This is a genomic window from Caulobacter sp. CCNWLW153 (genome assembly GCF_036889365.1).
Lineage (GTDB): Bacteria > Pseudomonadota > Alphaproteobacteria > Caulobacterales > Caulobacteraceae > Caulobacter > Caulobacter radicis.
Map to the genome: position 1 here is coordinate 124,838 of NZ_JBAKFV010000008.1, position 13,584 is coordinate 138,421.

Annotated in this window: 15 protein-coding genes; 13 read left to right on the top strand and 2 right to left on the bottom strand. The window is 68.8% G+C overall.

The annotated features are described in order from the left end of the window. Window positions 1-2 precede the first annotated feature (2 nt). Complete coding sequence (gene ubiG / locus V6S85_RS14120) at window positions 3-779, bottom strand: bifunctional 2-polyprenyl-6-hydroxyphenol methylase/3-demethylubiquinol 3-O-methyltransferase UbiG (RefSeq protein ID WP_334349292.1); 777 nt, start codon at window positions 777-779, stop codon at window positions 3-5. A 172-nt stretch (window positions 780-951) separates the two neighbouring features. Here ubiG and V6S85_RS14125 point away from each other — a divergent pair, with 172 nt between their 5' ends. The 3 genes from V6S85_RS14125 (at window position 952) to V6S85_RS14135 (ending at window position 3,709) form a co-directional block, all read left to right on the top strand. Further along, window positions 952-2,199: an aspartate kinase gene (locus tag V6S85_RS14125; protein WP_116569826.1), complete on the top strand. Its 1,248-nt coding sequence runs from the start codon at window positions 952-954 to the stop codon at window positions 2,197-2,199. Between the two features lie 101 nt (window positions 2,200-2,300). After that, window positions 2,301-2,765, top strand: a complete 465-nt coding sequence (locus V6S85_RS14130) for a hypothetical protein (RefSeq protein WP_101715045.1) — start codon at window positions 2,301-2,303, stop codon at window positions 2,763-2,765. A 173-nt stretch (window positions 2,766-2,938) separates the two neighbouring features. Next, window positions 2,939-3,709: an AraC family transcriptional regulator gene (locus tag V6S85_RS14135; protein WP_334349294.1), complete on the top strand. Its 771-nt coding sequence runs from the start codon at window positions 2,939-2,941 to the stop codon at window positions 3,707-3,709. On the opposite strand, the gene V6S85_RS14140 is transcribed toward V6S85_RS14135, so the two are convergent. After that, window positions 3,706-3,978, bottom strand: coding sequence for a hypothetical protein (locus V6S85_RS14140; RefSeq protein WP_116569827.1), 273 nt, complete (start codon window positions 3,976-3,978; stop codon window positions 3,706-3,708). The genes V6S85_RS14135 and V6S85_RS14140 overlap by 4 nt on opposite strands. A gap of 136 nt (window positions 3,979-4,114) precedes the next feature. Between V6S85_RS14140 and V6S85_RS14145 the strand changes: the two genes are divergently transcribed. The 10 genes from V6S85_RS14145 to V6S85_RS14190 all read left to right on the top strand — a co-directional run bounded on the left by V6S85_RS14145 (window position 4,115) and on the right by V6S85_RS14190 (window position 13,562). Next, entirely contained in the window at window positions 4,115-5,059 is a 945-nt protein-coding gene (locus V6S85_RS14145) for a DMT family transporter (RefSeq protein ID WP_334349295.1), read from the top strand. Between the two features lie 179 nt (window positions 5,060-5,238). Beyond that, a complete protein-coding gene (locus V6S85_RS14150) occupies window positions 5,239-5,631 on the top strand; it encodes a hypothetical protein (RefSeq protein ID WP_116569829.1) in 393 nt (130 codons plus the stop codon). Between the two features lie 181 nt (window positions 5,632-5,812). Next, complete coding sequence (gene ptsP, locus V6S85_RS14155; RefSeq protein WP_101715050.1) at window positions 5,813-8,077, top strand: phosphoenolpyruvate--protein phosphotransferase; 2,265 nt, start codon at window positions 5,813-5,815, stop codon at window positions 8,075-8,077. A gap of 156 nt (window positions 8,078-8,233) precedes the next feature. After that, window positions 8,234-9,316: a helix-turn-helix domain-containing protein gene (locus V6S85_RS14160; RefSeq protein WP_116569830.1), complete on the top strand. Its 1,083-nt coding sequence runs from the start codon at window positions 8,234-8,236 to the stop codon at window positions 9,314-9,316. 86 nt (window positions 9,317-9,402) lie between these two features. Then, window positions 9,403-10,542, top strand: a complete 1,140-nt coding sequence (gene ispG / locus V6S85_RS14165; protein ID WP_116569831.1) for a flavodoxin-dependent (E)-4-hydroxy-3-methylbut-2-enyl-diphosphate synthase — start codon at window positions 9,403-9,405, stop codon at window positions 10,540-10,542. 124 nt (window positions 10,543-10,666) lie between these two features. Beyond that, window positions 10,667-11,251 carry a YajG family lipoprotein gene (locus tag V6S85_RS14170; RefSeq protein ID WP_334349298.1) on the top strand — a complete coding sequence of 195 codons (585 nt, stop codon included), beginning with the start codon at window positions 10,667-10,669 and terminating at the stop codon, window positions 11,249-11,251. 133 nt (window positions 11,252-11,384) lie between these two features. Then, window positions 11,385-12,212 (top strand): CsgG/HfaB family protein, encoded by an 828-nt coding sequence (locus V6S85_RS14175; RefSeq protein WP_207780810.1) that lies wholly within the window; start codon window positions 11,385-11,387, stop codon window positions 12,210-12,212. Then, window positions 12,212-12,514, top strand: a complete 303-nt coding sequence (locus V6S85_RS14180; RefSeq protein ID WP_334349299.1) for a hypothetical protein — start codon at window positions 12,212-12,214, stop codon at window positions 12,512-12,514. Before V6S85_RS14175 ends, V6S85_RS14180 begins: the two co-directional genes overlap by 1 nt. Continuing rightward, complete coding sequence (locus V6S85_RS14185; protein ID WP_334349300.1) at window positions 12,511-12,882, top strand: DUF4810 domain-containing protein; 372 nt, start codon at window positions 12,511-12,513, stop codon at window positions 12,880-12,882. The genes V6S85_RS14180 and V6S85_RS14185 overlap by 4 nt, the downstream gene beginning before the upstream one ends. Further along, complete coding sequence (locus tag V6S85_RS14190) at window positions 12,879-13,562, top strand: DUF799 domain-containing protein (protein ID WP_243410672.1); 684 nt, start codon at window positions 12,879-12,881, stop codon at window positions 13,560-13,562. Before V6S85_RS14185 ends, V6S85_RS14190 begins: the two co-directional genes overlap by 4 nt. Window positions 13,563-13,584: the final 22 nt, after the last annotated feature.

Consider the following 13,584-nt stretch of genomic DNA (forward strand, 5'->3'; position numbering starts at 1 on the left):
CGTCACGCCGCCGGTTTGGTGACCGTCATCATGTAGTTGATGTCGACGTCGGTGGAGCGGCTCCAGCGACCGGTCAGCGGATTGTAGGCCACGCCGAACGGGCCATGCATCTCGACCGGTTCGCCGGCCAGGAAGGCGCGAAGCTCCTCGGGCTTGAGGAACTGCTTCCACTCGTGGGTGCCGGGCGGCACCCAGCGCAGGACGTACTCCGCGCCGATCTTGGCGAACGCCAGGGCCTTCAGCGTGCGGTTGAGGGTAGCGACGATCATCAGGCCGCCGGGCTTGAGCAACTGGGCGCAGGTGCGCAGGAAGGCGCCCGGATCGGCCACGTGCTCGATGACCTCCATGGTCAGGACGACGTCGAACGGGCCCGCGCCCTCGGCCAGCAACTGCTCGGCGGTGGCGGGGCGATAGCCGATCGAAAGACCCTGCTCGGCGGCGTGGGCCGCGGCGGTCTTGATGTTGTTCTCCGAGGCGTCGATGGCCGTGACCGAAAAGCCCAAGCGAGCCATCGGCTCGGACAGCAGGCCGCCGCCGCAGCCGATGTCGATCAGGGACAGGCCCTCGAACGGCGCGCGGTCGTTGCCGTCGCGGCCGAAGCGCTCCAGCGCCTGCTCCCTGATGAAGGCCAGCCGGCAGGGATTGAACACGTGCAGCGGCGCGAACTTTCCCTTGGGGTCCCACCATTCGGCGGCGATCGCCGAGAACCGCGCCACGTCGGCGGGGTCGATGCTCCAGTTGGGCGTGCTTCCTGCGGTGTCGGGGGCGGCGCTGGTCATGGCCCGGTATCTAGCACGGCCAATTTTTCGCGCCATGCTGCGAGAAAAAAGACACATCGGCGACATTGCCGTTGCGCCGAGGCCCCGCTAGAAGGCGCGGGCTTGCGCGGAAGGACGGGTTCCGGCCGCGAAGGCGCAAGAAAAAACCGCTTTGGTTCGAGGATTTAGAGACGTGTCACGTCTGGTGATGAAGTTCGGCGGCACCTCGGTGGCCGACCTGGAGCGCATCCGCCGGGTGGCGCGCCTGGTCGCCGCGGAAGTCGCCACGGGCAAGCAGGTCGCCGTCGTCGTTTCCGCCATGTCGGGCAAGACCAACGAACTGGTCGCCTGGACGGACGGAGCCGGCCGCGCCGCCGCGGGCCTGCGGGAGTCTGACGACGAGTACGACGCCGTCGTGGCGTCGGGCGAGCAGGTGACCGCCGGCCTGCTGGCCATGACCCTGCGCAACATGGGCCACAAGGCCCGTTCGTTCCTGGGCTGGCAGGTGCCGATCATCACCGACGAGGCCCATGGCCGCGCCCGGATCGAGGAGATCCCGCCGGAGAACCTCGAAGCCTGCTTCGCGGACGGCGAGATCGCCGTCATCGCCGGCTTCCAGGGCGTGACGTCCAAGCAGCGCATCACCACGCTGGGCCGTGGCGGTTCGGACACCAGCGCCGTGGCCATCGCCGCCGCGGTGAAGGGTGCCTGCGACATCTACACCGACGTGGACGGGGTCTACACCACCGACCCCCGGATCGAGAGCAAGGCCAAGCGCCTGGCCAAAATCAGCTACGAAGAGATGCTGGAAATGGCCTCGCTGGGGGCCAAGGTGCTGCAGACCCGTTCGGTCGAGATGGCCATGGCCCATCGCGTCCCGGTGCGGGTGCTGTCGAGTTTCGTCGAGCCGGGCGAAGCCCCGGGCCAAGGTACGATCGTCTGCGACGAGGAAGAAATCATGGAAAAGCGCATCGTCTCGGGCGTCGCCTACAGCCGCGACGAAGCCAAGATCACCCTGCTGGGCCTGCCCGACCATCCGGGCGTGTCCTCGGCCATCTTCGGCCGCCTGGCCGACGCCAACGTCAATGTCGACATGATCGTGCAGTCGCGCGCCCGCAGCGCCGACACCGCCAACATGGAGTTCACCGTCGGCAAGCGTGACGCCACGCGGGCCCTGGAGATCGTCCGCGGCGCCCAGGCCGAGATCGGCTTCGAGGACGTGGCCGTCAACGAGGACGTGGCCAAGGTGTCGGTGATCGGCGTGGGCATGCGTTCGCACGCCGGCGTCGCCCAGTCGATGTTCGCGGCCCTGGCCGAAAAGAACATCAACATCCAGGTCATCTCGACCTCGGAGATCAAGATCTCGGTCCTGATCGACGCGGCCTACACCGAACTGGCCGTTCGCGCCCTGCACGCCGTGTACGGCCTGGACCAGCTGTAAGGATCCCGGCTCCCTCAAACCCGTGCGGTTCGAGGGAGCCGATCGTTGCCTAAACGTCGTGCTCTGACGTTATGGAAGGCGCACCAGCCTTCGAGAGTCCCATGCCCGACGTCTTCAAGTTCGATCCCGCCGCCAAGACGGTGACCTTCCACGGCGACGCCGGGCTCGAGCTGCTCTACGACCTGCTGCTGCGCGCCAAGTTCGGCGACGGCTACGAGAAACCGCTGCTGATCAGCCCGTGGCTGGCGGCCCTGCTGCGCCAGCTGGACCAGGCCCTGCCCGACGACGGCCAGTGGTTCCCCGAAAAGCCCGGCCAGCCGATCTTCGACACCGACGACCTCCTGGCCATGGGCGACGCCGTGATCGAGGAAGGCCACACCGTCGGCTGGTGGACCATGACCGAGCCGGAAAAGCGCGACTACCTGCGCAACGTCATCGCCGCGCCCCATCCGCTGACCGACCTGCAGGTCGAGTTCATCGAATCCGACATCGACGCGGCCTTGCAGCAGGCCCGCCGCCTGGTCATGGACGCCGAGGAGCCCCTGGCCCTGCCCGGGCACGGCTGACCCCATTTTTGCTTTCCTGGGCCTCGTGCCCAGGATCCATCGTTCAGCCGCTTCTGAAATAAACGCCCTTGGTGACCACGCGTGCGGAGCGTGTCCGGTCGCGTACAGCCTGGCGTGACCATGGGCCCTGGGCACGAGGCCTAGGGAGGGCGGGATTTTGTGTCATCGCGGCGGTGGGACACATTCGTTTCCGGCGCTACAACACCACCATGGGCCACGACCTGACCGCCCCCGCAGAGCTTTCCTTCCGCCGCTACAGCGTCGAGGCGATCTCGCACGCCCACGACTTCGACCAGATCGTGCTGCCGCGTCGCGGCGTGCTGGAGATCGAGATCGACGGCAAGGGCGGCCGGGTCGATCCGGGCAGCGCCGCGGTGATCCCGCCGGGCGCGCGCCACGTCTGCGCCGCCGACGGCGAGAACCTGTTCGTGGTGGCCGACATCGGCGCCGCCCTGATGGCGCCGTTCGAGCGCCTGCGCGAAAAGCCGTTCGCCAGCGTCACCAGTCCGGTGCGGGGCCTGCTGTGCTTCCTGTCGGGCGAGGCGCCGGGCGGGATCGACGACGGGGTCGCGGGCCTGTGGACGCCGCTCCTGCTGCGCGGCCTGTCGAGCGGTCCGGTCGCCGTCGACCCGCGCCTGGCCCGCGCCGCGGCGATGATCGAGACCCGCTATCACCAGCCGCTGACCGTCCGCGACCTGGCGGCCGAGGCAGGCATGAGCCAGAGCCGCTTCTTCGACCGTTTCGCCGCCGCCTATGGCGCGACCCCGCACGCGGCCCTGACCGATGCGCGGCTGCGCGCGGCGCAGCAGTTGCTGGACGATCCAACCCTTTCGGTCGCCGAGATCGCCGTCCGCACCGGCCACGGCGACCAGAGCACGCTGACCCGGCGAATGAAGACGGTGCTGGGCGTCACGCCCGCGGCCTGGCGCAAGGGGCGGCGCTAGGCGCGGAAGCTCCTGTAGAGATGCCTGGCGCCGCGGACGATCATGAACAGGCCGACCATGGCGGCGAAGGCGAGCGGGGCGGACGCCCAGGGGAAGACGTCCTGGTCGGTGTTGCCCCGCCCCGGACCCGCGATCTTGAACCATCCGAAGAACGCCAGTCCGGCGAGGAAGGCCACGCCCAGCAGGGTCAGCATCAGGCCGTTCAGGCGATCGGCCCAGAGGTCTTCCGGGCTGGCCTTTGGGGCGGGCGTGTCGGTGGATGGGGCCATGATCGCGGCTCGGTTGCGTGGGCTCGACGGGGAGCTTAGCTGGGCTGTGGCGGAGAGCAACGGAATGGTAGTTCGCGCCCGATCTTCGGGAGTTTTCGCCAAAGCCAGCGCCGCGCGCGCCTGCTAGGTCCGGGCCATGATCAGTCCCCGGAACCTCCTGCTCGGTCTTGTCTACGGCCTCGTCGCCGGCGCGCTGTGGGGCGGGGTGTTCCTGGCCCCGAAGCTCTTGGACGCCTTCACGCCGTTGCAGATGACGGCGGGGCGCTACATCGCCTACGGCCTGGCCGCCGCCGTGCTGCTGGCCCCGACCTGGAAGTCGGTCATGGCGCGCATGGACGGCCGCGACTGGCGCGACCTGGCCCTGCTGAGCCTGCTGGGCAACCTCGTCTACTATGTGGGCCTGGCCGTCGCCGTGCAGACGGCGGGCGTCGCCTTGGCCTCGCTGATCATCGGCCTGCTGCCCGTGACCATCACCCTGGCCGGCGCGCGCAAAGGGGAGGGCGCGCCCCTGCGGGCCTTGGCTGGGCCGCTGGCCCTGATCATCGCCGGCGGCGTCTGCATCAACGTGGCGGTGTTCACCGCGCCGTCGGGCGCGCCGGCCAGCAAGCTGATCCTCGGCGTGCTGGGCGCGACCCTGGCCCTGGCGGTGTGGACCGCCTACGCCGTCTGGAACGCCCGCCGCCTGGCCGCCACGCCCAAGTTCAACAGCCACGAATGGTCGCTGCTGACGGGCCTGGCCACGGGCCTGCTGTCGCTGGTGCTGGTGGCCCCGGCCTTCATGCTCGGTGGCAAGACCCATCCGCCGGCCGCCTGGACCTGGTTCTGGCTGGTCAGCTTCGCCGTCGCCATCGGCGCTTCGGTGATCGGCAACGGCCTATGGAACGCCGCCAGCCGCGTGCTGCCGCTGTCGCTGTCGGGGCAGCTGATCGTGTTCGAGACCCTGTTCGCGCTGCTCTACGGCTTCCTGCACGAGGGCCGCTGGCCGCATCTGCTGGAGGGCGCGGCGATCGTGCTGATGCTGGCCGGCGTGATCTGGTCGGTGCGGCTGCATAGGCCGGTGGCGGCGCACGCGGGGGAGTAGGGGCATCCATCCGTAAAATCCCCGCGAAAGCGGGGATTTTACGGGTGAGAACAGGACAAAAACCTGACGCGAACATGAACAGGCGCGTTCAGACTGGGTTCAAACGGCGAGGCTCATAAAGGCCATCAACAGCGCCGCCCTCGGGATTGGCGACGCTTCTGGAACAAGGAGCAAATGCCATGAAGACCTTCGGTAAGTTCAGCAAGATCGCCATCAGCGCCGCCATCGCCGGCGCCCTGGTCCTGCCCGCCTCGGCCGCCTTCGCCGGCGACCGCAAGAGCAACAAGACCGAGCGCGCGATCCTGGGCGCTGTCCTGGGCGGCGCGGCCGGCGCCATGCTGGGCGACGGCGACGGCGGCGCGATCGCGGTCGGCGCCCTGGCCGGCGGCGCCCTCGGCGCGGCCACCGCCACCGACAAGCGTCATCACCGCTACAGCAGCCGCTACGACAACCGTCGCCCGTACTACAGCGACAACCGCTACGGCTATGACCGCTACGACCGCCGCGACAACCGTCGCTACCAGGGCGATCGCTACAACACCGGCTACGACTACTACGGTCAGCGTCGCTAAGCTTCACCGCTGACAAGCTAGGCAAGGCGCCGCCCCTTTCCGGAGGGGCGGCGTTTTTTGCGTCCTTAGGTAAAGGAAAACCGTGCTCGCGCACTGTGCGGCGCGCGAAATCTGCTATAGCGCCGATGAGAGGACGACGTGCTTCGACACGTCGGAACCAAGGGAGCGCACGACAGGCGACATGGCAGGCCCCGGCATCGCCGTTCGAGGACCCAGAAGCCTGCTTCGCCAGATTCGCGAGGCCATGGCCGGCGGCGGACCCGCCCAGGCCAAGCTCGACATGGTGGTGCGCACCATCGCCATCTCGATGGTGGCCGAAGTCTGCTCTATCTATCTGCGCCGCGCCTCGGGCGACCTGGAACTGTTCGCCACCGAAGGCCTGTCACGCGACGCCGTCCACGTCACCCGCATGAAGCCGGGCGAAGGCCTGGTCGGCGAGACCATGCGCCTGGGCCGGCCGCTGAACCTGTCGGACGCCGCCAGCCACCCGCAATTCTCTTATCGTCCGGAAACGGGGGAAGACCCCTATCACGCCTTCCTGGCCGTGCCGCTGCTGCGCGGCGGCCGGGCGATCGGCGTACTCGTCGTCCAGAACCGCACCGAGCGGGTCTACGAGGACGAGGAGGTCGAGGACCTTCAGATCATCGCCATGGTGCTGGCCGAGATGGTCAGTTCCAGCGAGCTGCTGGGCGCCGACGAGCTCAAGGACGTCGAGCTGGCCCCGCACAAGCCCGAGCGGCTGAAGGGCTCGCGCTTCGCCGAGGGCCTGGCTTACGGCGTGGCGGTGCTGCACGAGCAGCCGGTGGCCCCCGAGCAACTGCTGTCGGACGACGCCCTGGCCGAGGAGGCCCGGCTCTCCTACGCCATCGAGGCCCTGCAAACCCAGATCGACGAGATGCTGGAGGGCCAGCACGGCCTGGTCGGCGCGTCGTACGAGGTGCTCGAGACCTACCGCCTGTTCGCCCATGACCGGGGCTGGAACCGCGGCTTGCAGGAGGCCGTGCGCTCGGGCCTGACCGCCGAGGCGGCGGTCGAGCGGGTGCGTTCGGAGCATCGCGCCCGCCTTGGCCAGGCCCGCGACCCCTATCTGCGCGAGCGCCTGCACGACCTGGAAGACCTGAACGACCGGTTGCTGCGCCACCTGTCGGGCGACGTCCACGCCGTGCGCCAGCTGCCCGAGGACGCGATCCTGATCGCCCGCAACCTGGGCCCGGCCGACCTGCTGGAATACGACCGCACCAAGCTGAAGGGCATACTGCTCGAGGAAGGCTCGGCCGCCAGCCACGCCGGCATCGTGGCCCGGGCGCTGGACATCCCGTGCGTCGGCCGCCTGGCCGGCCTGCGCGACCGGGTCAGCGAGGGCGACCCCGTGGTGGTCGACGCCGAAACCGCCGAGGCCTGGCTGCGGCCGCGCCCAGACGTGGTCAAGGCGCTGAAGGCCCGGATGGAGGTCCGCGCCCAGCGCAAGGCCGAGTTCGCCCGCCTGCGCGACACGCCGGCCTTCACCCGCGACGGCTCCAAGATCACCCTGCTGATGAACGCGGGGCTGGCCGTCGATCTCGACATCCTGGGCGAGACCGGGGCGGAGGGCATCGGCCTGTTCCGCACCGAGTTCCAGTTCATGGTCGCCGAGGAGATGCCGCGGCTGGAGGCCCAGACGACGCTGTACGAGAAGGTGCTGGAGGCGGCCGACGGCATGCCCGTGACCTTCCGCACGCTCGACCTGGGCGGCGACAAGCTGCTGCCGTACATGGAGCTTGAGCGCGAGGACAATCCGGCCCTGGGCTGGCGCGCCGTGCGCATGGGGCTGGACCGTCCGGCCCTGCTGCGCCTTCAGATCCGGGCCCTGATCAAGGCCGCCAACGGCCGCGAGCTGCGGATCATGTTCCCGCTGGTGGCCAATGTGGACGAGTTCCGCGCCGCCCGCGCCTTCGTCGACCAGGAGGTGGCCTGGGCCCTGAAGCGCGGCCGGCCCGCGCCCGCGCGCCTCGACGTCGGGGCGATGGTCGAAGCCCCCTCGCTTCTGTGGCATTTGGACGCGCTGCTGCCGATGACCGACTTCGTGTCGGTCGGCACCAACGACCTGATGCAGTACCTGTTCGCCGCCGACCGGGGCAATCCGCGGGTGTCGGACCGCTACGACCCGCTGTCGCCGGCGGCCTTGCGGGCGCTGAAGACCATCCAGCAGGCCTGCGAGGACACGGGCACCCAGGTGTCGGTGTGCGGCGAGATGGCGGGGCGTCCGCTCGAGGCTTTCGCCTTGGTGGCCTTGGGTTTCGACCGTTTGTCGATGCCGCCGGCCGGCATCGGACCGGTCAAGCAGATGGTGCTGTCGTGCGATCGCGAAGCGGCCCGGCGCAATGTCGAGGCCCTGCTGAAGGGCTCTGGCGGCAGCTTGCGGGGCGAGATCGAAACCTTGGCCCGGAAGCTCTATGTCGCCGTCTAGACTGATGGCCGGTTAACCTTGCGGCTAAGTTTAGCTCATTGAATCCGGCCACTTACTTTGATATCCACAATTGAATGTTAACGAATGCCGGCTAGCGTCGGCGCAAATCGGTCGGACTCTCGTGCGACGCGAATTTTCTGGGGTGATCTGTTCGTCATGCCGCTCGACACGGGCACGGTGAGCCATCTGAGTCTGGTCGCCGAAGGCGATCGTGACGACACGGCCGCGCCGCCGGCGCAGCCGTCGGTCGACCATGGCGTCGACCTGGGCGAGGCCTTGCGCGCCGCCCGCCTGTTCCATGGCATGACCTTGCAGGACGTGGCCGACGCCACGCGCATCCGCCAGGCCTATGTCGAGGCGCTGGAGGACATGCGCCTGGACGAGCTGCCCTCGCGCCCGTTCACCATCGGCTACATCAAGGCCGTGGCCGGCCTGCTGCGACTGGACCCCGAGGCGGCCGTGGCCCGCTTCAAGCTCGAAGCCCACGACGACGCCGAGCCGCTGCGCGCGCCGATCGGCGTGCATCGCCAGCGCGACCCGCGCCTTGGCCTGCTGCTGGCCGGCGGCCTGCTGGTCGGCGGGGCCATCGTGCTGTGGAACGTCGCCCAGCGCGCCATGACCCACGACGCCGAGCCCAAGGCCCAGGTGGCCTCGCAGGCCGCGCCCGCCGCGCCGGCGACCTCCGTTCCGGCCCAGGCCGGCGGCGCCGTTTCGCTCGGCGCGCCGCTGCCGGCCCCGGCCGAATCGACCACGCCCGCGCCCTATGTGACCCCCGGTCTCGAGGCCGCCGCCGCCGCCGGCGGTTCGGCCGACGCCGTGGCCGCCGCCGCCAAGGCCCGCAAGGAAGCCGAGGCCCAGGCCGCCCCGGAGGCGATCGCCAACCTCGGCGCGCCGTTCAAGGGCAAGGGCGCGATGTACGGTGCGGCCCCGACCGACTCGGCCGGCGTGATCCTGCAGGCCCGCAAGTCGACCTCGCTGACCGTGCGCGGCGCCGACGGATCGGTCTATTTCACGCGCTGGCTGTCGACCGGCGACGCCTTCCGCATTCCTCGCACGCCCGGTCTGGTCGCCGACGTCTCCGAGCCGACCTCGATCGACGTGTTCACGGGCGGGGTGCTGACCGGCCGCCTGTCGGCCCCGCAGACCCAGCTGTCGAAGCTGGCGCCGGCGCCCGCCGCCGCGCCCGCGCCGGGCAAGCCCGCCGTCGCCCCGGCGACCGCGACGACGCCCCGCCGCTGATCCTTTCCACCGATCCTTCCCGAGCGGCGTCACGAAGCTTCCGTGACGCCCTTGGGTTCCTTCGCCAAACCCCTTAGATTGGCGCCATGGCCGCAGACCACACCCACGTCCGTCCCTGGCGCATGATCGAGCGTCGCAAGTCGCGGAAGATCCGCGTCGGCAGTGTCGAGGTGGGCGGCGATGCGCCGATCTCGGTGCAGTCGATGACCAACACCCTGACCAGCGACGCCGCCGCGACGCTGAATCAGATCCGTCAGCTGGAAGAGGCCGGCGCCGACATCGTGCGCGTCAGCTGCCCCGACGTCGAAAGCACCGAGGCCTTCAAGATCATCGCCCGCGAGGCGAAGGTCCCGCTCGTGGCCGACATCCACTTCCACTACAAGCGCGGCATCGAGGCGGCCAAGGCCGGCGCGGCCTGCCTGCGGATCAATCCGGGCAACATCGGCAGCCCCGACCGCGTGCGCGACGTGGTCAACGCCGCCCGCGACCACGGCTGCTCGATCCGCATCGGCGTCAACGCCGGTTCGCTGGAGCGGGAACTGCTGGAACGCTACGGCGAGCCGTGCCCCGAGGCGATGGTCGAAAGCGCCCTCAACCACGCCAAGATCCTGCAGGACCATGACTTCCACGAGTTCAAGATCTCGGTGAAGGCGTCCGACCCGTTCCTGACCGTGGCGGCCTACCAGCAGCTGGCTGAGGCCATCGATTGCCCGTTGCACCTGGGCGTCACCGAGGCCGGGGCCCTGCGCACCGGCACGGTCAAGAGCGCCATCGGCATGGGCTCGATGCTGTGGGCCGGCATCGGCGACACGATCCGTGTTTCCCTTGCCGCGGACCCTGTCGAGGAGATCAAGGTCGGCTTCGACATCCTGAAGTCGCTGGGCCTGCGCCACCGCGGCGTCAACATCATCGCCTGCCCGTCCTGCGCCCGTCAGGGCTTCAACGTCATCAAGACGGTGGAGACGCTGGAAGAGCGCCTGGCCCACATCTCGACGCCGATGTCGCTGTCGATCATCGGCTGCGTGGTCAACGGTCCGGGCGAGGCCCTGATGACCGACATCGGCTTTACCGGCGGCGGGGCCGGCGCGGGCATGGTCTACATGGCCGGCAAGCCCGACCACAAGCAGTCCAACGAGGGGATGATCGACCACATCGTCGAGCTCGTTGAGAAGAAGGCCGCCGAACTGCAGGCCGCCAAGGACGCCAAGGCGATCGCGGCGGAGTAGTCTCGTTCTTTCTTATTGACTCCAGGTTGTATTTCTCTGGAAGATCGCGCCAGGCCAGCTTGGCCTTAGTGCATTCCGGGGGGAGCGCTTGAGGATCTTCGCAGCCTTCGGGCTTTGCCTGAGCTTGGGCGCCTGCGCCCTCGTGGAAGACGTCGTCCCGATTTCCTACACGGCCTCCGGCGCCGTCGTCGTTCCCGGCGCCGATGCGATCAGGGTCGCCGTCGTCGCCGTCGATGCGCGCACTGAACATCGAGAGCGCATCTCGACCAAGATCAACGGCTACAACGCCGAGATGGCCGCCATTCGTCTCGAGGGCGAGGTGACGGACGTCGTGCGCGAGAGCCTTCTCGTCGAGCTCCGAAGCCGTGGCTACGATCTCGCCGAGGGCGGCGCGAGGATCGAGGTGAAGGTCGCCACCTTCTACAACACCTTCACCAATGGCTTCATGGCCGGAAGGGCCGACGGCAAGGTCGAGCTTCTCGTCACCGTAGCGCCCGGGGCCGGCCAGCCCCTCTATGCGCGGGAGCTCAGGGGCAAGGCTCGCAAACCCGTGCAGGTCGCCAGCGGAAAGAACGCGGCGGCCGCCCTGAGCGCGGCCATGGCCGACGCGCTTGACGCCCTGTTCGGGGATCCGGCCTTCATCAAGGCGCTCCAGGACGCGGGAGCAATCAAAGCGGTATCCGCGCCAGAAAACTCTTCTTTGGATTGACTTTTCCGGCAGGCGTGGCACGCCTGCACGGTCAAGTTTGGGGGCAATCATGAGACTATTGTATGCGGTGGCCGCGCTGACGGTCATCGCAGGGCCGTGTGCTGCGTTCGCGCAGGACGCGGAGCGACCCGCCGTGGCGGCAAATCAGCCGCTTTTGAAGCGCAAGATCGCGATCGGCCGTTTCACCAACACGACGCGCTACGGCAAGGCGCTCCTGCTCGACGCCGAGCGTGATCCGCTGGCGGACCAGGCGTCCGACATGCTGACCAGCCGCCTGGTCGATTCCGGCAAGTTCATCGTCTTCGACCGCGGCGATCTCGACGGTCTGCAGCGTGAGCAGCAGGCCGCGGGCGTCGACGGCAAGCTGGTCGGCGTCGACGCTCTCGTCGTCGGCTCGGTCACCGAGTTCGGGCGGAAGGTCGAGGGCAAGTCCGGCTTCCTGAATTCGAAAATGCGCCAGATCGCCAGCGCCACCGTCGAGGTGCGGCTGGTCGACGTCCGCACGGGCCACGCCTTCTTCAGCACCAAGGGTACGGGTTCGGCGAGCGTCGAGGTCGGCGAGGTCGCGGGCTTCGGTTCCAAAGCCGGCTACGACTCGACCCTGAACGACAAGGCCATCTCGGCGGCCATCTCCGACCTGATGACCAACGTCCTGCAGAAGCTGGAGGAGCGCCGCTGGTTCAGCGACGTGCTGCAGGTGCGCGGGGCCCAGGTGTTCATCTCCGGCGGTCCCAGCCAGGGGCTGAAGGTGGGTGATCGCCTCAAGCTGGAAACCCGCGGCGAGACCCTGACCAGCGCCCAGACGGGCCTGCCGATCCGCCTTCCGGGCCAGCCGATCGCCACCCTCGAGGTGGTGTCGTTCTTCGGCGACGACAGCGCTTCGGAAGGGGCCATCGCCCGCGTCGTCGACGGCGCCGTCGCCGGCGACCCGAAAACCCTGCTCGTCGTGGAGGCCCGCTGATGAGGATTCTCGCTCCCATCGCCCTGGCGCTGGCCCTCGCCGGCTGCGCCTACCCTGTCTCGACCGTCGAGCAGGGCGCGGCCGCCAGCGGCCTCTACGTGCGGTTCGCTCCCGCCGGCGCCGTGCTGGAAGTCGATGGCGCGCCCGCCGGCCAGGCGGTCGTGTTCGACGGCAAGAAGGCCGTCTACCCGGTGGCGCCGGGCAAGCATCGCGTCGTCGTCCGTGGAGCGGGCGGCGTCGTCTTCGACAAGGACATCTATGTCGGCGCCGGATCCAAGGTCGCCGTGGAGATCTCACGATGATCCGCAAGATCGCAAGCTGGGGCCTGGTGGCTTCGGCGGTTCTTTCGCTGGGCGCGTGCGCCACGCCCGCCCGCTTCGAGTGGGGCGGCTACGAAGGCGCGCTCTACACCTACGTCAAGAAGCCCGATCGCCGTCCCGGCTATCGCCAGACGCTGGAAACCGCGATCGCCAAGGGCCGTCAGACCGACCGCGTGGCCCCAGGCCTGCTGGCCGAACTGGGCTATCTCTATCTCGAGGACGGGGACACGGCCCGCGCCGTGCCGCTGTTCGAGGAGGAGATGCGCCGCTTCCCCGAAGCCAGGCCGTTCATGACCAACGTCATCGAGCGGGCCAAGGCCATGACCCAGACGGCGGAGGTCAAGTCGTGATCAGCCTGAAGAAAACCCTTCGCCTGCTGGCCCTGGCCGGCGTCGCCGCTTCGCTGGCCGCCTGCGTCACCCCGCCCAAGCCGAAGAACTACGCGACCTTCCGCTCGGAGAATCCGCGCAGCATTCTGGTGGTGCCTACGCTCAACAACACCGTCAGCGTCACCGCGCCGGAGTTCTTCCTGTCGACGATCAGCCGGCCGTTCGCCGAGCGCGGCTACTACGTCTTCCCGGCCCACATGGTGAAGAAGGTGCTGGAAACCGACGGTCTGTCGGACGCCGGCCTGGTGCACGGCGCCGATCCGCGTCGCCTGGGCTCGCTGTTCGGGTGCGACACCGTGCTGTTCGTGACCATCCAGCAGTGGGATTCAAAGTACGTCGTGCTGAAGACCACCACGACCGTGAAGTTCGACTACGCGCTGAAGAGCTGCAAGACGGGGGCGACCGTCTGGGAGGACACCCAGACCATGGCCTACTCGCCTCAGGGCAATTCCAGCGGCAATCCGCTGGCTGATCTGATCGCCGCCGCCGTCACGGCCGCGCTCGAGAAGGGGGCGCCGAACTACATGCCGCTGACCATGCAAGCCAACGCCCTCGCGGCCGGCGTGCCGGGGCACGGTCTGCCGGCCGGTCCCTATCGGCCCGAACTGCACGGCAAGGACCAGGCGCAGTTTCCGAACTGACGCCTCGACCCGATCTGGCGGG

Coding starts and splice junctions, on each gene's coding strand:
- V6S85_RS14180 (WP_334349299.1), top strand. CDS start 12,212: ATGAGGATTCTCGCTCCCATCGCCCTGGCGCTGGCCCTCGCCGGCTGC.
- ptsP (WP_101715050.1), top strand. CDS start 5,813: ATGGCAGGCCCCGGCATCGCCGTTCGAGGACCCAGAAGCCTGCTTCGC.
- V6S85_RS14185 (WP_334349300.1), top strand. CDS start 12,511: ATGATCCGCAAGATCGCAAGCTGGGGCCTGGTGGCTTCGGCGGTTCTT.
- V6S85_RS14145 (WP_334349295.1), top strand. CDS start 4,115: ATGATCAGTCCCCGGAACCTCCTGCTCGGTCTTGTCTACGGCCTCGTC.
- V6S85_RS14140 (WP_116569827.1), bottom strand. CDS start 3,978: ATGGCCCCATCCACCGACACGCCCGCCCCAAAGGCCAGCCCGGAAGAC.
- V6S85_RS14160 (WP_116569830.1), top strand. CDS start 8,234: ATGCCGCTCGACACGGGCACGGTGAGCCATCTGAGTCTGGTCGCCGAA.
- V6S85_RS14150 (WP_116569829.1), top strand. CDS start 5,239: ATGAAGACCTTCGGTAAGTTCAGCAAGATCGCCATCAGCGCCGCCATC.
- ubiG (WP_334349292.1), bottom strand. CDS start 779: ATGACCAGCGCCGCCCCCGACACCGCAGGAAGCACGCCCAACTGGAGC.
- ispG (WP_116569831.1), top strand. CDS start 9,403: ATGGCCGCAGACCACACCCACGTCCGTCCCTGGCGCATGATCGAGCGT.
- V6S85_RS14130 (WP_101715045.1), top strand. CDS start 2,301: ATGCCCGACGTCTTCAAGTTCGATCCCGCCGCCAAGACGGTGACCTTC.